Origin of the sequence: Psychrobacter sp. 2Y5 (assembly GCF_051847375.1) — a bacterium.
In the GTDB taxonomy this organism is placed as follows: Bacteria; Pseudomonadota; Gammaproteobacteria; order Pseudomonadales; family Moraxellaceae; genus Psychrobacter.
Genome location: NZ_JBPYDA010000002.1, coordinates 52,880 through 72,556, shown reverse-complemented (window position 1 = coordinate 72,556; position 19,677 = coordinate 52,880). Strand labels below are relative to the sequence as shown.

General features: G+C 45.1%; 17 protein-coding genes. 5 read left to right on the top strand and 12 right to left on the bottom strand.

The features are described from left to right. Positions 1 to 60 precede the first annotated feature (60 nt). The gene (locus tag ACS8E3_RS02280; protein WP_439240809.1) at positions 61 to 930 is read left to right on the top strand and encodes a LysR family transcriptional regulator; all 870 of its coding nucleotides are present in this window, start codon (positions 61 to 63) and stop codon (positions 928 to 930) included. Here the strand turns inward: ACS8E3_RS02280 and ACS8E3_RS02275 are convergent. Continuing rightward, the gene (locus tag ACS8E3_RS02275) at positions 903 to 2,315 is read right to left on the bottom strand and encodes an aminotransferase-like domain-containing protein (RefSeq protein WP_439240807.1); all 1,413 of its coding nucleotides are present in this window, start codon (positions 2,313 to 2,315) and stop codon (positions 903 to 905) included. The two genes, ACS8E3_RS02280 and ACS8E3_RS02275, sit on opposite strands and share 28 nt — an antisense overlap. A 207-nt stretch (positions 2,316 to 2,522) precedes the next feature. Here ACS8E3_RS02275 and ACS8E3_RS02270 point away from each other — a divergent pair, with 207 nt between their 5' ends. The 3 genes from ACS8E3_RS02270 to uvrA all read left to right on the top strand — a co-directional run bounded on the left by ACS8E3_RS02270 (position 2,523) and on the right by uvrA (position 7,196). Beyond that, positions 2,523 to 3,200: a LysE family translocator gene (locus ACS8E3_RS02270; protein WP_439240805.1), complete on the top strand. Its 678-nt coding sequence runs from the start codon at positions 2,523 to 2,525 to the stop codon at positions 3,198 to 3,200. An 87-nt stretch (positions 3,201 to 3,287) separates the two neighbouring features. Beyond that, on the top strand, positions 3,288 to 4,256 hold the full coding sequence (locus ACS8E3_RS02265) for an EamA family transporter (protein WP_439240803.1): 969 nt from the start codon (positions 3,288 to 3,290) through the stop codon (positions 4,254 to 4,256). A 369-nt stretch (positions 4,257 to 4,625) separates the two neighbouring features. Continuing rightward, the gene (gene uvrA / locus ACS8E3_RS02260; RefSeq protein ID WP_439240801.1) at positions 4,626 to 7,196 is read left to right on the top strand and encodes an excinuclease ABC subunit UvrA; all 2,571 of its coding nucleotides are present in this window, start codon (positions 4,626 to 4,628) and stop codon (positions 7,194 to 7,196) included. 37 nt (positions 7,197 to 7,233) lie between these two features. On the opposite strand, the gene ACS8E3_RS02255 is transcribed toward uvrA, so the two are convergent. The 4 genes from ACS8E3_RS02255 to ACS8E3_RS02240 form a co-directional block, all read right to left on the bottom strand. Next, complete coding sequence (locus ACS8E3_RS02255) at positions 7,234 to 7,974, bottom strand: peptidase (protein ID WP_439240798.1); 741 nt, start codon at positions 7,972 to 7,974, stop codon at positions 7,234 to 7,236. 32 nt (positions 7,975 to 8,006) lie between these two features. Beyond that, positions 8,007 to 8,792 (bottom strand): transglutaminase family protein, encoded by a 786-nt coding sequence (locus tag ACS8E3_RS02250; RefSeq protein ID WP_439240796.1) that lies wholly within the window; start codon positions 8,790 to 8,792, stop codon positions 8,007 to 8,009. Between the two features lie 51 nt (positions 8,793 to 8,843). Beyond that, positions 8,844 to 11,126: a circularly permuted type 2 ATP-grasp protein gene (locus ACS8E3_RS02245; RefSeq protein WP_439240794.1), complete on the bottom strand. Its 2,283-nt coding sequence runs from the start codon at positions 11,124 to 11,126 to the stop codon at positions 8,844 to 8,846. A 233-nt stretch (positions 11,127 to 11,359) separates the two neighbouring features. Next, positions 11,360 to 12,442 (bottom strand): DUF2855 family protein, encoded by a 1,083-nt coding sequence (locus tag ACS8E3_RS02240; protein WP_439240792.1) that lies wholly within the window; start codon positions 12,440 to 12,442, stop codon positions 11,360 to 11,362. Positions 12,443 to 12,605: 163 nt separating this feature from the next. Here ACS8E3_RS02240 and ACS8E3_RS02235 point away from each other — a divergent pair, with 163 nt between their 5' ends. Continuing rightward, positions 12,606 to 13,349 (top strand): M90 family metallopeptidase, encoded by a 744-nt coding sequence (locus tag ACS8E3_RS02235; protein ID WP_439240790.1) that lies wholly within the window; start codon positions 12,606 to 12,608, stop codon positions 13,347 to 13,349. Between the two features lie 93 nt (positions 13,350 to 13,442). Here the strand turns inward: ACS8E3_RS02235 and ACS8E3_RS02230 are convergent, their stop codons facing one another. The 7 genes from ACS8E3_RS02230 to ACS8E3_RS02200 form a co-directional block, all read right to left on the bottom strand. After that, positions 13,443 to 14,105, bottom strand: coding sequence for a hypothetical protein (locus tag ACS8E3_RS02230; protein ID WP_439240788.1), 663 nt, complete (start codon positions 14,103 to 14,105; stop codon positions 13,443 to 13,445). Between the two features lie 301 nt (positions 14,106 to 14,406). Beyond that, the gene (gene rhuM, locus ACS8E3_RS02225; protein ID WP_439240786.1) at positions 14,407 to 15,423 is read right to left on the bottom strand and encodes a RhuM family protein; all 1,017 of its coding nucleotides are present in this window, start codon (positions 15,421 to 15,423) and stop codon (positions 14,407 to 14,409) included. Between the two features lie 177 nt (positions 15,424 to 15,600). Further along, positions 15,601 to 16,236, bottom strand: coding sequence for an urease accessory protein UreG (gene ureG, locus ACS8E3_RS02220; RefSeq protein ID WP_439240784.1), 636 nt, complete (start codon positions 16,234 to 16,236; stop codon positions 15,601 to 15,603). A 66-nt stretch (positions 16,237 to 16,302) separates the two neighbouring features. Beyond that, positions 16,303 to 17,037 (bottom strand): urease accessory protein UreF, encoded by a 735-nt coding sequence (locus ACS8E3_RS02215; RefSeq protein ID WP_439240782.1) that lies wholly within the window; start codon positions 17,035 to 17,037, stop codon positions 16,303 to 16,305. Continuing rightward, positions 17,027 to 17,587, bottom strand: coding sequence for an urease accessory protein UreE (gene ureE / locus ACS8E3_RS02210; RefSeq protein ID WP_439240780.1), 561 nt, complete (start codon positions 17,585 to 17,587; stop codon positions 17,027 to 17,029). Before ureE ends, ACS8E3_RS02215 begins: the two co-directional genes overlap by 11 nt. 8 nt (positions 17,588 to 17,595) lie before the next feature. Then, a complete protein-coding gene (gene ureC, locus ACS8E3_RS02205) occupies positions 17,596 to 19,299 on the bottom strand; it encodes an urease subunit alpha (RefSeq protein WP_439240778.1) in 1,704 nt (567 codons plus the stop codon). A gap of 2 nt (positions 19,300 to 19,301) precedes the next feature. Beyond that, on the bottom strand, positions 19,302 to 19,673 hold the full coding sequence (locus tag ACS8E3_RS02200) for an urease subunit beta (protein ID WP_439241325.1): 372 nt from the start codon (positions 19,671 to 19,673) through the stop codon (positions 19,302 to 19,304). Positions 19,674 to 19,677 lie beyond the last annotated feature (4 nt).

Genomic DNA, 19,677 nt, shown 5'->3' with positions numbered 1-19,677 from the left:
TTTCTATGGTAATGATAATATAGTGAAATTGAAAATATCTTTTACAAGGTGGTAATAATCATGCAGTGGGAAGGGGTTAGTGAATTTGTTTATGTTGCCGAGTGCGCAAGCTTCACCAAAGCTGCCAAAAGGCTCGGTATTTCTACTGCGCAAGTAAGCCGGCAAGTGAGTACCTTGGAGGAACGTTTGAATACCAAACTCCTCTATCGTACCACTCGTAGGGTCTCATTGACAGAGGAGGGGCGGGTGTTTTATGAGCGCTGCCGCACGGTGTTAGATGATTTGAATGCAGCGGAACAAGCGGTAAGTAATTTGCAGTCTAAACCTCAAGGTAAGATAAAACTAACCGCGCCTGTCACTTATGGTGAGCAGCAACTCTTACCGTTAGTTAATGATTTCATGCTGCAATATAGAGATATTGAGGTCACGGCTTTTTTGACCAATCAAACTGTTGATTTGATTGAGGGTAGCTACGATTTAGCCATTCGTATCGGTCATTTAAATGACTCAACTTTGATGGCTAAGAAACTGAGCAGCCGGACTAATTTTGTCTGCGCTGCTCCTGCTTATTTGGATAAATATGGTACTCCGCATCATTTAGCAGATCTTAGTCAGCATCACTGCTTACTGGGAACGCTAGATTATTGGCGTTTTAAGAGCACTGGTAAAGAAAAAAAGGCGCAGGTGAGTGGTCCGGTGCGTTATAACAGTGGCTACAGCTTGGTCGATGCGGCATTAAAAGGCCTAGGTATGGTCCAGCTTCCTGATTATTATGTACAAAAATATCTGGAGAGCGGCGCGCTAGTCAGTTTACTGGATCAGTATCGAGAGCCTGAAGAAGATATCTGGGCCGTTTATCCGCACAATCGTCATTTATCATCGAAAATCAGAATATTAGTCGATTACTTGGCTGAGCATTTGATCAAATAATCTTCTAACCAAACCAAAAAGTCATCACTTGTCGTCGAGACATTTAAACGCAGATATGTCGAAGCCCTAGCGTCTGGATAAAACAATTGTCCCGGTGCGACTAACCAACCCTCCTGATAAGCATCTAATGCCAGCTGGCTAGTATCTTGTCCGGTATCTACCCAAACGAACAGACCTGCCTGCGTATGCTCAGGATATGTGATACCAATCTTGGGCAGCGCGCTACGTAGTCTTTGATGCGCAGCATACAGCTGCTGCTGCACTTTTTTAATTTGTCGACGGTATTCGCCGTGCGTCCATAGACGGTGAATAACGCGCTCACCAAACTCTGGGGTATTTAGAGTACTCAAAGTTTTTATTCGCAATACGTCATCGATAAATCTATCAGGATACACCAGCATACCGACGCGCCAGCCTGACGCCATGGACTTTGAAAACCCCGTGGCATAAAGCACGCGCTCAAACTGATCGAGACTGGCATAACGCAGCACTTGTCCACCCGGTACAAAAGTGGCGTACAAATCATCCTCAAAGATATAGGCATCGTACTCGTGAATCAGATTAAGTACTTGATGGGCGCGGGCAGGATGCAGGTTATAAGAAGTGGGATTGTGCAGTACGCTATTGGTGAGATACAGTTTCGGACGATGCGCGGCGAACAGCTTTTGCATGTGCTCGATATTTGGACCTTGATGATCACGATCTACAGCAACGACATTTAGCCCTTGTTGTTGCAGGCTGCTCGATAGCCAATACCAACCCGGACCATCGACGATAACAGTATCACCTGCTTGAGTCAGTAATTGCGCTACCATCGTCACCGCCTGCGATACCCCTGCTGTAGTGATGACATTATCGACATGGGTATGCATCCCTTGCGTATTTAGCTGCTGCACGAGCTGCTGGCGTAGCGGCAAATAGCCTTGAATATCTCCGTAATTATAAACAAAACTGTCCGCTTGCTGCGTTACCTGCCGGATCGCCCATTCCATCTTTTCATTACGCACCCACTCATTAGGCAAAGTGCCAACGCCCGGTGAGCAGTGGTGCGGAATATCACTAAACACTTGTTGCACTAGCCATCGCGTATCAATGGCTGGGTATTTAATCGCTGGTTTTTTGGCGTTATTTGACGGTACTGGATTTATTTGAGTACGAACGTAATAGCCAGAGCTGGGCTTCGCGACTAATACATTGGTAGCGACTAGCTGCTCATAAGCTTGTACCACCGTAAAGCTCGATATATTCAAGAGCTTGGCCAGTTTGCGTACTGAAGGTACACGCTGATTAGGCAAGTAAATTTGCCAATCAATACGCTGCTGGAGCCATTCAGCGACAGCCGCAGTCTTGGTTAAATTGGGATTGAGCGTATAGGTTTCGACCATGATGCGCCACTCTTGTTTTGTTTTAAGTGCTGACTTCAGCTTGCTCACTCTGAGGCAAAGTTAAAAGAGTAAACCAGTCAATTGTTATGCTCATAGTGACTATACACTTTGTTCACCAATCGTGAAACTGTATCGGGTCTGTTATGGATATTTACATTAAAGTTGGTCTTATCACTAACGTTCAGCACTATTAGGGTGAAACAGCAGATGGACTTAACCGCGAGCTTTGAAGGCAGTATAACGGCATTAGCTATTTTTATGCTGATCAATTCTATTACGCCAGGTCCTAATAATTTAATGTTATTGCACGGCAGTATCAAACGCGGATTTTGGGCGTGCCGCTGGCATATGCTTGGCATTACTACCGGTGTCGCAGTTATGCTTTGGTTAAGCTATTGGGGCATGACGGCGTTAGTGGTTAGTTTCCCTGCCGTTATGTTGATTATAAAAATTCTAGGTACGCTATATCTGTTATGGCTGACCTATCAGATGGCGAAAACTGACTTTTCCGCTATTATTAATGAGGCATTATTACGTGAACAACAACGTAAACAAGATAATGAGAGTGATACTAAGGTAAAAAGAAGCTTCGGTGAACTACCTTTAAGTTTTGGGCAGGCGCTACTGTTTCAATGGCTCAATCCCAAAGCATGGACGATGACTATGGTTGCTCCCAGTCTGGCGATGTTCCACGCTGGCAGACCTTGGCTAGATAATTATGCGCTGCTTGCGATGTGCGCGCTTATAAATATTTTATCCATTAGCTGCTGGGCAGCAGGAGGTCATTGGCTACGTAAGTTGGTGCATTTGCCGCGAGTGATTCAGTTGATTCATGCGGTAATTGTACTCATGACATTGTACTGCGCAGTAACGCTTTGGCTGTAGATAAAAGCTACCTATAGCTAAGATTAAAGCTCTATTCACTTCAAGTATTGATAACAATAACTAAAAACCATTATCTAGGATAATCCTATGAGCCCAATCCATATCGCCTTAGCGGTGCTCGTTGCCTTTATTTGGGGCGTAAACTTCACTTTCATTGCGTGGGGACTTGAGAGTTTTCCGCCACTAATGTTGACTGCTATGCGTTTCTTCTTCACTGCTGTACCGCTAATATTACTCCTTAAGCCGCCTACCTTTAACCGAACCTTATTTGTCTATGCGATTGGTACTTTCGTACTGCAATATGCCTTTGTGTTTACCGCGATGCACTTGGGCGCCTCGGCAGGATTAACAGCGTTGTTATTGCAAATGCAGATTTTTATCACCGTATTGTTAGCCTATGTCATCTTGGGCGAGGCGGTAAGTCGTAAGCAAATCGTTGGGATGATAGTTGGTTTGTTAGGGCTAGGGGTAATTGCATTAAACCTTGGCGGCGATATGCCACTGAACGGCTTTATTTGCATCTTGATTGCGGCCATAGGCTGGAGCTTTGGCAACATTGCCTCCAAGCAGGCTTCAAAGCAAGCCACTATAAAAGCGACACAGCAGGGCGCTAATACCTCTATGGTTTCGCCTACTAATAGCAAGGATCAAGGCTCAAATAAATCATCGGCACTATCGGCATTAGCCTTAGTAGTATGGGGTGGTCTGATCGCTTGTGTGATATTAACATTATCTTCAGTCATATTAGAAACTGAGGCATGGACGCTTGCGACCTTTACGCAGGCATCCTATAAATCTTGGTTGTCCCTTGGGTTTATCGTTTATGTGTCAACGCTAATTGGCTTTGGACTGTGGGCGCATCTGCTGGCACAAAACACCGCCTCCAAAGTCATGCCGTTTGCCTTATTGGTGCCTGTATTCGGTATGGCGACCTCAGTGTTATTTACAGGGGAAGTGTTGACATGGTGGAAAATGCTAGCGATGGTACTTATCTTGTCAGGCCTGATACTAGCAAACGTGAAGATAGGACTTAGAAGAAGTTCTGTTAGTACTTAGCGGATATACAGTAGTGGGGTAAACTCTCAAATATTTTATTAAAAGCCCAGTCCTTGGGCTTTTAATAAAAATTATTATTATTCAACACCCTAACCCTACATACTCTTCCATTCGACTAATTTTGCCTCGTATTTTTATAAATTGTAAATTGCATTCTTCATAATAACTTATTTTATCTTTATCTATGAGACATTAGTGTCTGGACAAAAAATTGTCTCATTTCTATCAGTTAACCTTTTATCCTTAGATAAGCAAATTTATATAAAGTTATCGTTTTGTCTCTCTATGCTAGTAATACGTAAGCCCAGACTGAACTACTCATAGTAGCTGTTAGAATAATTGCAAAATAAAATATCAACAGGATACGCTATGACTTCTAAAAACAATAATAATAAAACCGACCTTAAAACCAGTTCTAAAAATAATAAAACTTCAAATAATGCCAATAACCAAGTTCAAGTCAGAGGCGCGCGCGTTCATAACCTAAAGAACATCGATGTTGATTTGCCGCGTAATGCGCTGGTGGTATTTACAGGGATATCAGGCTCAGGGAAGTCATCGCTAGCTTTTGGAACTTTATTTGCCGAGTCACAGCGGCGCTATCTAGATTCAGTAGCGCCTTATGCTCGGCGCCTAATTGACCAAGTGGATGAGCCTGATGTCGATGCTATAGAAGGATTGCCGCCAGCAGTCGCTCTGCAGCAGCAACGCGGCACGCCTTCGGTACGCTCATCGGTGGCGAGTGTGACTACTATCTCCAATGGTTTGCGTATGCTCTATTCGCGGGCAGGGGACTATCCAGATGGGCAAGAGATGCTCTATGCCGATGCGTTCTCACCCAATACACCAGAGGGCGCTTGCTCAACTTGTTCAGGTATTGGACGGGTATTTGAGGTAACCGAGGATCTCATGGTTCCTGATGATACCAAGTCTATTCGCGAGCGCGCTATTGCTTCGTGGCCAGGCGCTTGGCAAGGGCAAAACCTAAGTCGTATCTTAACCACTTTAGGTTATGATATCGATGTTCCGTGGCATAAATTGCCCAAAAAGTCTCGCGATTGGATTTTATATACTGACGAGACGCCAACGGTACCGGTTTATCCTGAATACAATGTAGAACAAGTGCGAGCGGCTATTAAAAAGGACGAAAAGCCCAATTATATGGGCACTTATATCAGCGCCAAAAACTTTATTTTGCAATCATTTACAACCACTCAAAGCCCGCGAGTTAAAAAACGGGTCTCGCAGTTTATGCAAATATCCAAGTGTCCTGAATGTCATGGTAAGAAGCTCAAAAAAGAGTCGCTAGCGGTTAAATTTGCAGGTCTTGATATTGGCGAGCTGTCACAATTAACGTTAACAGAGCTTGCCTCCAAGCTACAAGGTAGCGCCCACGCCCGCTTAAATAGCCCAAACTATAAGCATAATCCTGAAAAAGCCATTGTAGCGCAGCGCATTACTAGCGATATTCTCGCACGGGTTGAAGCATTAACGAGACTAGGATTAGGCTATCTATCACTTGAGCGTACCACGCCGACTTTGTCGCCAGGAGAGCTGCAGCGTTTGCGTCTGGCAACCCAAATCCGCTCGCAACTATTCGGCGTGGTCTATGTCCTTGATGAGCCGTCGGCGGGGCTACATCCGGCTGATACGCAAGCGCTGCTCGGTGCTTTGGATGAGCTGATAGCCGCTGGCAATTCGGTGTTTGTGGTCGAGCATGATGTGAGCGTCATCCGTCACGCCGATTGGGTAGTCGATGTCGGACCCAAGGCTGGCGTGCATGGCGGCGAGATTGTTTATAGCGGACCTGTAGCGGGTTTACGCGGCGTTAGCGAGTCATCAACCGCGCAATATCTATTTACTGATAACGACAGCGCAAACCAGCAAAACTTAAGACAACCTACTGCTTGGCTTAAGCTTACTGAGGTAGAGCGTAATAATATACAAGGTTTAGAGGTTGAGTTTCCGCTCGGGGTACTCACTAGTGTTACTGGGGTATCGGGTTCAGGCAAATCAAGTTTAGTCAGCCAAGCAGTAGTCGAATTAGTCAATGAAGCCTTGGGGAAAAAGACAGTTGCCCAAGCACCAACCGATGAAGCAGATCTGCTTGAGCAGGAGTTTGAAGCACCAACAGGCGGGCGCATTGTCTCTAGCATGGATAAAGTAAGCCGGCTTGTGAACATTAACCAAAAAGCCATTGGCCGTACACCGCGCTCAAACCTTGCTACTTATACCGGATTGTTTGATTATGTGCGTAAATTATTTGCTGCTACCAAGACTGCAAAAGTACGCGGTTATGATGCTGGCCGCTTCTCATTTAATACGCCAAAGGGACGTTGTCCCAATTGCGAAGGTTTAGGGTTTGTTAGCGTTGAGCTTTTATTTTTACCTAGTGTTTACGCACCCTGCCAAGTCTGTCATGGACAGCGCTATAACGATGAGACGCTTGAAGTCACTTATCGAGATCAAAATATTGCTGAAGTGCTAGATTTAACCGTTGAAAAAGCTTATGATTTTTTCGCCGATGACGCGCCTATTTTGCGTGCGTTAGATGCTTTATTGCAAGTGGGTCTTGGTTATCTGCGTTTAGGTCAACCCGCTACGGAGCTATCAGGCGGGGAGGCGCAGCGTATTAAGCTTGCCACCGAGCTACAACGCGTTCAGCGCGGCGATACGCTCTATATCCTCGATGAACCGACTACCGGTTTGCACCCAGCTGACGTCTCTATGCTCATGGCACAGTTAAATGGGCTGGTTGATGCGGGTAACACCGTTATTATGGTAGAGCACGATATGCAAGTGGCGAGCAATAGTGACTGGATTATCGATATGGGGCCAGGAGCTGGGGATGCCGGCGGGCAGATTGTCACTCAAGGGGTGCCAGCTACAGTAGCACAGTCAAAGAGGAGTCGTACCGCACCTTTTTTAACCTTAGCTTAGTTCTATAAATTCTAACTCTAAATAAAAAGATTGAGTATTAGCCCCAATAATCATCAGGGCAAGCAGGCAGCTCTACCAAAGTATTACGCAGCGCCTCAGACCAATGACGGCTAATCTTATTAAAGTGCTCGTCGTCGGCTTCGATACGGCGGCCTTTGGGCAGGGTTAAGCTATCGTTTTGATAGATCAAAAAGTCTATCGGCATACCCACAGATAAATTGGAGTGAATGGTCGAGTCGAATGATAGCATCAGCGCTTGGGTGGCATGATTGATATCGGTGTCGTAATCGACCGAACGATCTAAAACAGGCTTACCGTATTTGATCTCGCCTAATTGAAAGAAGGGCGTGTCTTCTGTGGCTTTTATAAAGTTGCCTTCAGGGTAGATCATATAGAGCTCAGGCTCTTGGCCCTTTATTTGACCGCCAAGCAAAAAAGAGCTGGTAAAGGTGCTGCTATTATCATCGTTGGCCACCGTTTGCGCATGCGCCATTACATTACGCATGCATTCGCCCACCATTTGCGCAGCGTCAAATAAAGTCGCTACGGTATTGATATTGCTCTCGGCGCGCTGATCGATATCGTTTTGTAGCTTATTAAATACCGCTTGCGACGTGGCTAAGCTGCCGGCGGTTTGTAGCACCATAAAGCGCTCACCTTCAACGCCATATTGGTAAAGCTTACGGAAGGTAGAGATGTGATCGACTCCCGCATTGGTACGCGTATCACTAGCGAATATTAGACCGTCTCTAAGACGAATAGCGGCGCAGTAAGTCATGAGTATCCTAAAAGTATATAAAGTAGTGAGGGCTATGATAGCCGCGTGACTAGTACTTGACTGTAAAGATTTTCGTAACCACCACCTATTCTGACGCCGCGTACGGGCGCAGTATCTAAGTAGTCACGGCCAATAGCGACATACACGTGTGAGTTTGGCTGGAACGCTTGGTTTGATATATCAAAAGTGTACCAAAAGCCATCTATATAAGCTTCCGCCCATGCGTGGCTGGCCATATGGTTCTCGGTATCATCATACAAGTAGCCTGAGACGTAGCGTGCAGGGATTTGCTGGTCGCGTAGTAAGCTCAAAAACACATGGGTATGATCCTGACAGACGCCGCCCGCCATGTTAAAGGCCTCAGCAGCTGTAGTACCGACATGGGTAACGTTTTTGACAAAAGGCATGGTCATGATTAGCGCATTAGCCATTTTCTTTAAACTATCGAGGGTAGGGGTTTTTAAGAAAGGCGCAGCAAACTCGCGCATCTCCTCAGAGCATTTGGTTAATGGACTCTGGACGGTAAATAGCAGATAGGGTACATTGTCCATATCCTCAAGCCGCTCGGTATCGGGGTTAATCTCAACAATACCAGAGGCTTGCATTTGCAAGTTATCATGGGTCTCATTACGGCTAAGGGTGAGCCATTCATTGCCGAAGCCGTCTTTTTGACTAACTGCGACTTTAGGCAGTAGCACATCCCAACGGTGAATCACTTGATGTGGCAGCTGCATCGGAGTCATACGGATGTATTGCACACTGCGCTGCGCTTGCTCGCCATAATAGTAATTGGTCTGATGACTGATTTGTAGTTTCATAATGTCCTCGTATTATTCTGTTTATCACTTTTATTAAGGTTACTTATGAGCTTAAACCCCTTGCTGCAAAATGATATTGAACTCACGGCTGATCATCTTAAAGTCGCTAAACTGCTTTGAGCGAATCATCTGATTGGTCAAACGCGTCAGCTCACGCCAGCGAGTGTTTTCAGGGAGCTGGTTAATCCAGTATTTAAATTGTAGGCTGATTTCGCTAGTATCTTCACCGAGTAAGACTGCGCGCTCAAGCTGCTCAAAGTAGCGGCCCAATTGCCAAAAGCAGGTCACGGTTGGATGTTCTTGCTTCATCGCTGCGTTACAGGCATACAGCTGCAGCGTTGCCGCGCGGTAAGTGCCAGCATTGGACAGACGCTTAATCAGGTTATACAGCTCTGCGGTGTCTTTACCGATGACGCCTTTTGCTTCTTGTACGTTGGTCTCGATAGAGGTGACCACGCTTGGAATTATATTTTGCTCCAACTCATTGAGCATCTGCGATTTCATGACTTTTAGCGAGTCGCTGGTATCTGCACTAAAGCCTAAGTTATGAATGAGGTGCTGAACCTGTGATTTTTTAATATCACCATTGATCAGCTGTTTCATGATGCTGTCATAGTAATATAAGCGCTCACTATAACGACCGAGCCAAATTAAATAGCTACCGGTGGATAGCAGCAAGATCATTGGCGCGTCGTCTAAATCGGCAAACCCTGCTTCAGTTGGCTGCGCGCGATTATAGTAGCTGGCATGATTGACAGCGCTATTCTCTACGCTTGATAGGTCAGCTCTATCAGCCGTTTTATTTACATGGGTTTTACTGGTGTGAGGTTGGTTTAATTTATCATCATCGACAACCCAAGTGTCTTTAATGCCGCCTCCTTGAGAGGAGTTGACCACTAACGAGCCTTCCACCATAGCTACTCGAGTGAGGCCGCCTGGTACGATGTCGACTGAGCCATCGCCATGACTGAGTATGAACGGACGCAAATCAATATGACGCGGGGCGATACCGTCGATGACAGCGGTAGGATTGGTAGATAGGGAAATGGTAGGCTGGGCGATAAAGCCTGCTGGGTTTTCAAGCAAGCGCTTACGATAGTCGCTAATCTCTTGCTTGCTAGAGGTCGGACCAATCAGCATCCCGTAGCCGCCCGAGCCTTGGGTTTCTTTGACGACTAATTTATCGAGATTATCCAGCACATAAGCGAGTTCATCAGGCTTGCGGCATTGATAAGTTTCTATATTTGGTAGTATAGGCTCTTCATTGAGATAAAACTTAATCATGTCCGGCACAAAAGGATAGAGACTTTTGTCATCAGCGACGCCCGTACCTGGCGCATTCACAATGACCACATTACCGGCGCGGTAAGCACTCATTAGTCCTGAAACGCCTAAAATAGAGTCTGATTGGAAGGCAAGCGGGTCAATAAAAGGGTCGTCGATTCGGCGGTAGATGATATCTACTTGCACTTTGCCGCGAATGCTTTGCATATAGACTTTACTATCTTCAACAACCAAATCATAACCGTGAACGAGTGGTACATTCATCTCATGCGCCAAAAACGCATGCTCATAATAAGCACTGTTAAAGCGTCCTGGGGTTAAGATGACGATTTGTGGGTCGTATTTGCTGATCGAGCTAGCCAGACATTTCTTCAGGCGTTTAGGATAATCACTGATGCCCAATACCGGCGTATGCGCAAATAAATCGGCGAGGAGGGTTTCAGAGATAGTACGGCTCTCAAGCATATAAGAGACGCCAGAAGGCGTACGTAGATTGTCTTCTAATACACAAAATCTACCCTCTTCATCACGAATCAAATCAATACCGCTAATGTGCGAATAAATCGGTTTATCGAGCTCAATCCCCATCATCCACGGCTCATAGCAGCCGCTAGCATAGACGTAGCTGGCAGGTACGATATCGGCTTTCATTATCGCTTGGTCGTGGTAAATATCGTGCAAAAAAGCATTCAATGCGGTGATACGCTGCTTACAGCCTGCTTCTATGAGCTGCCATTCGCTAGCAGAGATGATACGGGGCACGATGTCAAAAGGAATCATCCGCTCGATATTTTTGGCATCACTATAGACGGTAAAGGTGACACCTTTACGATAAAAGATGTTTTCGGCTTGTTCATTAAGATGATTAATCGCATCCATGCTCGTATCATCAAGCCAGTCGCCGACCGCTTGGGCAACAGGGCGATACTTACCTTTGGCATCTTTTAGCTCATCGAAACAAGGACGCTTCTCCAAGGTTTTTTTTGTTTGGCTTTGAGATTGTGTCTGGTTCTGATTTTGGCTCTGTTTCTGAGTCGCTTCTTTAGTCATAAATACCTCACGCATCCTTGGTAAAGTTTAAAGTTATGATGAACACAATAACTCTCCCTATATGACTTAAGACTATAGCGCGTCTTTAGGGTAATACACAACAGAGGTTCGACATTAATATTTTGTTTTTATTCGCTTTTCTTTCATATTTTAAGCTTGGTTTATGACCTGTTGAAGCTAATTATTAGTCCTGTATAGTAAAAAATAATTCAAGTCAGATTGTCAGTATTTAATCACATCACTACCACCAAACCCTCATTCGCTGGAATATTACCCGCACAAACGTCTTCATAAACTTCTGATAGACCTTCAATCCCGTCTAGTTCTCTGACTTTTAGCCAGTTACTAGTCTTTGCAGCGCACTGCATTATGTATTGTCCAGTGCGTTTGTTAAATTCCTCAGTGCCTAATTCTTTCATTAGCTTTTGAATATAACTTGGCGCAAAGAACTGTTCGCTACGCTCCTTAATAATACCATCCATTTGACGAGGTTCATCCCAATGGGTCAGTCCGACATTGATTGTGAAGCGCATATTAGCGCCTAAGTGGCTATGCAATCGACTTAGTACCGCAAAGTTAGCAGACATATCGACGATGACGGTAGGTTTGCTAGCATCAAGCTGCTCAAGATCGTTATAGCTTAAGACATTATCATAAGTATCAATCGAACTTACAAAGTCCACGTTACGAGTTGAGGTGAGCCCGATAACCGCAGGCGCGTCTTCGTCCTCGTCAAGTCCATAAGCGAGCCCAATACTGGTCTTGCTTGACGCGCTGATTATGACCACTTGCTCAGCGCCATACCAGTCATTGCTCTTTAACATCTCTTGTATACAAAACGCGGTGAGATGCAGTACAGCAAGTAACATGCGCAGGTTGTCATGAGTGCGGTCATAGTCCGTCTCGTGATTGACACGCTGATAGAGGTTGTAGCTTGGCGGCAATTCGGCGCGATGGTCGCTACCATCCATCAAGCTTGAAGGTGTAATCCGAACAGGTTTTATCACAAGCTCATTGGCAGGCGGGAAGTAGCCAAAGAGTCTATCGCCAACGGGAATAGCATCGCTATTGGACTCGGTCACATCCGCAAAGCCCCATACAGGAATGATGCCCCATTGTTCTGCGTTTCTGCCGTTAGGCGCAAAGAACTGCCAGTAGCGCAGCTGATCGCCCATCACCGCATAAGTAATATTATTGGCGGTAAAAGCAAATCGATCGACTTTGACGAGCACTTCACCATCTTTGATAGTAGCTTTGGGCGTTTCGACTATTCGGGATTGGGTTAGGTCGGCTTTATTGGTTTGAAACTCTAGCATGTCTTCATCCTTGATATGAGTTGTTGGCTATTATAGGTATCATAAGCATACTTTAGCATATCACGACACTTACCTTGTTTTAACGGCTACGATTATGTAGCAAATTGATACGATAAATGTGGTTTAATTGATATAACAAATTGAACCAATGCAAGGCAAAAATATGTTTGAAATGATAAAAGAATGGCGAGAGCAGCGAGTACTCGATAATAGCGATTTTACTCGAGATGATTGGCAGCGCGCTGCTAAGCGTATTGTCATCCTCGATAGATTGAATGAAGAAGAAATGGAGCGCTTGTTTGAATTGGCAACCTTATTCCTAGATAGTAAATCTATCACGGGCGCGCAAGGTTTTGAGATTACCGATGCCGTTAGACAGTCGATTGCGCTGCAAGCCTGTCTACCTATCTTAAGTTTAAGCTTAGAGTGGTATGCGGGCTGGTCATCTATCATCATCTATCCAGGCTCATACAAAAGCGATGCCAAAAGCGTTGATGAATTTGGCATCGTCCACGAAGGTAGTCAACACCGTAGCGGAGAGGCGTGGCAGCGCGGGCCTGTTATTTTGTCATGGAAAGATGCCAAGCACTCCGGCGAACGCGACGGGCATAATGTGGTCATTCATGAGTTTGTACATAAGCTCGACATGCTCAACGGCCGTGCTAACGGATTTCCGCCGCTGCAGCCGGATATGGATCCTGAACGCTGGACCACCATTATGAGCCGCGACTTTGAAGACTTTCAAACCCATCGCAAATCTGGCTTAGATCGTTATGGCGCAACCAATCCGGCGGAGTTTTTGGCGGTACTCAGTGAAGTGTTTTTTGAGACCCCGCAAAAGCTGATTGATGCTTATCCTGATATTTATGACATTATGGAGAAGTTTTTTCGGCAGTCGCCACTATGATACATAACTAAATATGAATATAACTTACTAATAACCAAAAAGGGTAGTGTAATGCCCTTTTTTAATCGTTATCAGTCAACTTAAATTAATACCTTAAACCGTCCACTGATCAGAGATAATAGCGACTAAATAGCGCTTACCTTGATACTCATCAAATACCAAACGCATAGCACGCCAGTCCATACCACCGTATTGTTCGCTACCATCTTTATAAAACTCAACATAATCGGCGTTTTGATATATTTTACTTAAATTATCAATACTATTACCTGTAGCTTGGCTATCGTTAACAGTCATAGTGGCATTTTCATCAAAAACCTCTGCGTTAACCCAAGTCTGCAAATAGTCAGGCAAAGTTGTGATGAGTGGATCGCCTGTGCCGTCTTTTTCGCCCCAAGTTAAGCGAATGTCAGACTTTTGCAAATATTGAGCAAATTGAGTACGGCTAAAGGATTTATCAGACTCTGGGCGCACATAAGCATACATTGAGAAGCGTACGCCGCGTATCGGATGAATATCATTCTTAATGCTAGCATAGCTGCCATTAGCCAAAGCTTGTTGAATACGTAGAGCCTGTTGTTCAAGCGTCTGCGCCGGTGCTGACGTAGAGTTTTGATTATGGATCACAGGAGTGTTGATAGCTGCGTTATGTTGTGCGGAGCTGTTTTGCGAATTAGTAGCAGACTGACAGCCAACTATAACTAATGAGATAGCTGCAGTAATTATTAGTGATAAAGAATTAGACAGTTTGCTCATAACGACATCCTTAGCGTAGCAGAAAATTAAAAACCGTAACTTATTTTATTATAATACTGGCAATAGTAAATCAAACATTAATAGCGACATCAATAGTTAGTATTTACTTAAAGCGTATGCAAAAGCCGTTGGTTTGTTTTCGCATAATGTATATTATGTTAAATATACTGTATTAGAGTACGGCTCGGTCTAGTGTTTGACTTATCATTCTTAAATCGCTTTTAGAACTCATCCATTGATTTAATAATGTTGTTCTAGTATTTAAAGCAGTGCTTATTTTGCTTGAAGCTTAGTCGGTTTTTTAACTCTCAAGCGATAACATATTCATAATCAGTTTAATCAGCGTCTCTTTTTGATTGGGATCTGATTCTGCTACTAGCAAGGTTAAAGCAGCAAGTCCGGTATTATTAATGACCATATCGCCCCCATCATTGAGCAATCTGCTATTACGATGCAAAAAATCAACGAACAAAAAAGCGCCGCTGCGTTTATTACCATCGGTGAAAGGATGGTTTTTGACCATAAAATACAATAAGTGCGCCGCTTTACTTTCAATCGTTGGGTACGCAGGTTCGCCAAATACGCTTTGCTGTAAGTTACCTAGTACACTATCCAAACCGTCACCGCGAGGTTTAGCAAATAGCTCAGTGGCCTCACCGCGCGCCATTAGCTGTGATTTTAGGTCGTTTAATGCGGTCATTGCTTCATCTGTGGTCGGCAAAGTACCGCCAGATTGCCCTGCAGGGTCATCAAGCAAGCCTTCGTCGTAGCGTTGCAGCCATAAAAAGGTCTGGGTATAACGGCTGATAATCTCAATCAATCCACGACCTTCGTCAGTTTTTAATTCAGGGCTTAGAGCAGTTTTTTTAATCAAAGCCAGTGCTTGCTGCAATTCACTAGAGTTTTTATCAAACCTTTGTTCATTTAGCGTGTACCCTTGTGCTAGATATTCACGCAGACGCTGAGTGGCCCAAATACGAAACTGAGTACCTTTTTTAGAATTAACCCGGTAGCCTACAGAGATAATCGCATCTAGATTATAAAAACGAATTTTTCGGCGCACTTGGCGCTTACCTTCTTGTCGAACTACCGAGGATTCCTCGGTAGTTGCTTCTTGGTCGAGCTCGCCTTCGTTATAGATGTTTTTTAGGTGCAGACTGATAGTATCCGTATCTTTCCCAAACAACTCTGCTAATTGAGCTTGTGACAGCCATAAAGTATCGTGTTCTAAACGAATCTCTATCGCTGCTTGTCCATCATCGGCTTGGTAGATCTCAATCTTTGCTTGGTTGTTATCTATGCGATCGTTGGTTATCATTGATATTCCTTTAAAGATAAGGCTCTATGAATTAGGCGGACTTTAAGCTATTAATCAGCATCCTAAACACACGGTATCATTTTTAAATTCAGTCAACACTATGACATATAAAAAAAGACCACAACGCTAAGCTGTAGTCTTTTTAACATCAACATAAACTATTGAAAAAATAGTGACTTAGGCGGTATCTGTCGCCTTTTGACGACGATCTGCCAACATACCGCGCTCTATAATAAAATCAATAATTTCTTCTACGCCTACACCATCATACAAGTTAGCAAAAATAAAAGGTCTATCGCCGCGCATTTTTTTAGAATCACGCTCCATAACGTCCAATGACGCATGCACCGATTCGGCAATGTCTATCTTATTAATAATTAATAGATCTGACTTGGTAATACCCGGGCCACCTTTACGCGGGATTTTATCACCCGCTGCCACGTCAATGACATAAATAGTCAAATCTGACAATTCAGGGCTAAAGGTCGCCGCTAAGTTATCACCGCCGGATTCAACCAATACCAACTCTAAACCTGGATGACGCTCTTGTAAGTCATCAATCGCCGCCAAATTCATTGAGGCATCTTCACGAATGGCGGTGTGTGGACAGCCGCCAGTTTCAACCCCAATAATACGATCGGCAGGTAGCGCATCATGTTTTAATAAAAAGTCCGCATCTTCTCTAGTGTAGATATCGTTGGTGACTACGGCTAAGTTATAGTCGTCCTTTAGCGCACTACACAACTGGCGTAATAATGCCGTTTTTCCTGAGCCAACAGGACCGCCCACGCCTACTCTTAAACACTGTGTCATATATAAATTCCTTTAAAGTATTGTTAATTTTAAAACTAAAATATAGTTTATATTCTATTTTGAATATTAACTTCTGAATAATCTTGAGTACTGAGTTTCATGTAACGCGCTGCCCAATGCCACACCCGGTAATATTGGCCCTAGCTCATCGTCAGTGAGTGATAAGGCTGTATCCACAGCATATACCAATTGCGCTCGCAGCTTCTCGTTGATGCGCTGAGCGGCAGTTTGCCCAAGAGGCATCGCCTTACAAGCGACAGCCAATTGGTTCTCAAGCCAAGCCCAAGCAAAGCCTAGTAGGCTCAAACGGACAGGGACGCCGCGCTTATGTGCCGTCCATGCAAAGGCCGTCAGATAAGTAGCATCTTTTGGGAATTGCGCCTCGCCTTCTTCTATATTGGGCTGCAAGTCCAGACTATTTAATAAACGGATCAAAGCAAGTCCTAGTCGCAAGTCTTCATCGCTAAGCTCAGCACTCTCACAGTTGGCTTGTAGCCACTCATTCCAGTGCAGCAGCTGCTGTCTGTCTGCATCTTGCCAAGCTTGCATCAGGCGCACCAATACCGGAAGCTCGCAACGAGTCAGCCCATCTTCTAATACGCCTTCGAGCCAAAAGGCTAATTGCGCTTCATTAGTCACCCACTCTAGCTCAAAGGCGCTCTCAAGCCCTTGTGACCAAGCAAATGCGCCAATAGGTAGTGCAGGACTGACCAATTGCATAAGACCTAATAAACTCAAGTCGTCTATTGGGGTGGCTAGCGTGTCTGCTAATGAGCCTTGTTTAAGGGGATCAGTGCTCATGATGATGTCCATGATTGTGGTTATGGTTCTGAGCGTGGCTATGGCCTAAAAACTTACCCTTATCCGTGTTGGCATAAGCGCCAGATTCAGGATCAAAAGGCGCTTGATGGTGCGTTAACGTAGCGCCAAGAAGCTGGGCTAACTCTTCTAACACATGATCAGGTGCAAAGCGCACCCAATAGCGACCTTCATTAGTATCATTATCGTCAGTATTGTCATAACCTATGGCTAAAGGTACATGACGATTACCTAAGTGATAGCACAACCGTGCAAGAGGTAAACCATTGTCAATATAGGCTGTCGTCACTGCTTCATCAGCTGCCAATACTTCAATAATCTCGCCTGTTTTGGCCTTGAGCAAACTACCATGATGTAGTACTGGTCCACGCTCTAAAAATAAGCCTACCTCTTGTCCCTTGTCAGTGACCGCGCGTAAACGACCGCGCACTCGCAGCTCATAAGGCAAGGTTAAGGTGTCGGTGGCTGCCTGCTGTAGATTCTGATTATCAGCATCTACAGCGTGATCTAATCTTTGTATAAACTCAAGCATAAAACGTCCTAAAATAAGTGGTAGCGCTGTGCTAAGGGTACTATCGATAAAGGCTCACATGTTAATAGCTCACCATCTGCGTGCACCTCATAGGTTTCAGGATCTACTGAGATATCAGGGCAATAATCGTTTAGCTTCATGTTTTTTTTGCGCATTTGACGTACATTTTTACAAGGCTCAAGCCGGCTCATAAGACCTAGCTTTTCTTCTAGGCCTGTGTTGGCAGCCGCCTGACTGATAAAGGTGACCCGCGTGGCTGATACCGCTTTACCTAATGCGCCAAACATACGTCGGTAATGTACTGGCTGCGGCGTAGAGATAGCAGCATTAGGATCACCCATCGCCGCCCCTGCTATCATACCGCCCTTTAATATAATCGAGGGTTTAACGCCAAAGAATCCGGTTTTCCACATCACCAAGTCAGCTAGTTTGCCAACTTCTATCGAACCAACCTCATGGGCAATACCGTGGGTAATAGCAGGGTTGATGGTATATTTGGCAATATAGCGCTTCACCCGAAAGTTATCAGCGCCAAGCTCTTTATCTTCTGGCAAGAGTCCGCGCTGAATTTTCATCTTATGCGCGGTTTGCCAAGCGCGGCATACCACCTCCCCAATGCGGCCCATCGCTTGCGAATCTGACGACAGCATAGAGATGGCGCCCAAGTCTTGGAGGATATCTTCGGCAGCAATAGTCTCGCGGCGAATGCGTGAGTCCGCAAAAGCGACATCTTCAGGGATATTTGGGTCTAAGTTATGGCACTCCATCAGCATATCTAAATGCTCATCAACGGTGTTGATAGTATAAGGCCGTGTGGGATTGGTCGAGGACGGTAACACGTTAGGCTCACCGCATGCGACAATAATATCGGGAGCGTGACCACCGCCTGCGCCTTCGGTATGATACGAGTGTATGGAACGATCTTTACAGGCATCGAGCGTCTCTTTGACAAATCCAGACTCATTTAAGCTATCGGCATGTAGCGCGACTTGGATATCATACTTATCAGCCACGTCTAAAGCACAACTAATAGCCGCAGGAGTCGCCGCCCAGTCTTCATGAACTTTAAGACTCATAGCACCTGCTTTGACTTGTTGCTCTAACGCTTCAGGTTGACTGGCACTACCTTTACCCAAAAACCCAATATTGATAGGCAACTCATCCACTGCTTGCATCATTTTGCCTAAATGCCAAGGACCAGGCGTTTGCGTGGTCGCGACCGAACCGGTTGCAGGCCCCGTGCCGCCACCAATCATGGTGGTCAGACCACTCATCAAAGCCTCATCTACTTGCTGCGGGCAAATATAATGAACGTGGGTATCCACCCCGCCTGCAGTCAAAATCTGACCTTCACCGGCGATAATTTCTGTGCCTGGGCCAATCACAATATCGACATCAGGCTGAGTATCAGGGTTACCGGCTTTACCAATGGCGGCGATACGACCGTTTTTTAGGCCGATATCGGCTTTGACAATACCCCACCAATCGACAATGATTGCATTGGTAATTACTGTATCCATCACGGCCTCATCACAGCGCTGGCTTTGTCCCATACCATCACGAATGACTTTACCGCCGCCAAATATGACCTCTTCGCCATAATGCGTGTAGTCTTTTTCAATCTCTATCCACAGCTCGGTATCCCCTAAGCGTATTCTGTCCCCTGTGGTAGGCCCGTACATATTTGCATAAGCATCGCGTGAAATTTTCATGACTACTCCTCGCCGCTATTTTTGTTTGTTTTTTTACCGCTATCAGCTTTATTATCAGCACTCTCTTTATCCAAAGGCCCCATAACATCGCCATGAAACCCATAGATAATCCGAGCGCCAGAATACGGAATCAGAGACACTTCGCGCTTTTGACCCGGTTCAAACCGAATCGCCGTGCCAGCAGGTACTGCCAAACGACGACCATACGCTTTTTTGCGGTCAAACTCTAAGGCATAATTGACTTCAGCAAAATGATAATGTGAGCCCACTTGAATGGGTCTATCGCCTATATTGGCCACTTCAATCGTAATCACTTCACGATCGGCAAACAGCTCAATATCGTTTTCTTTTAATTTATACTCGCCAGGTATCATCATA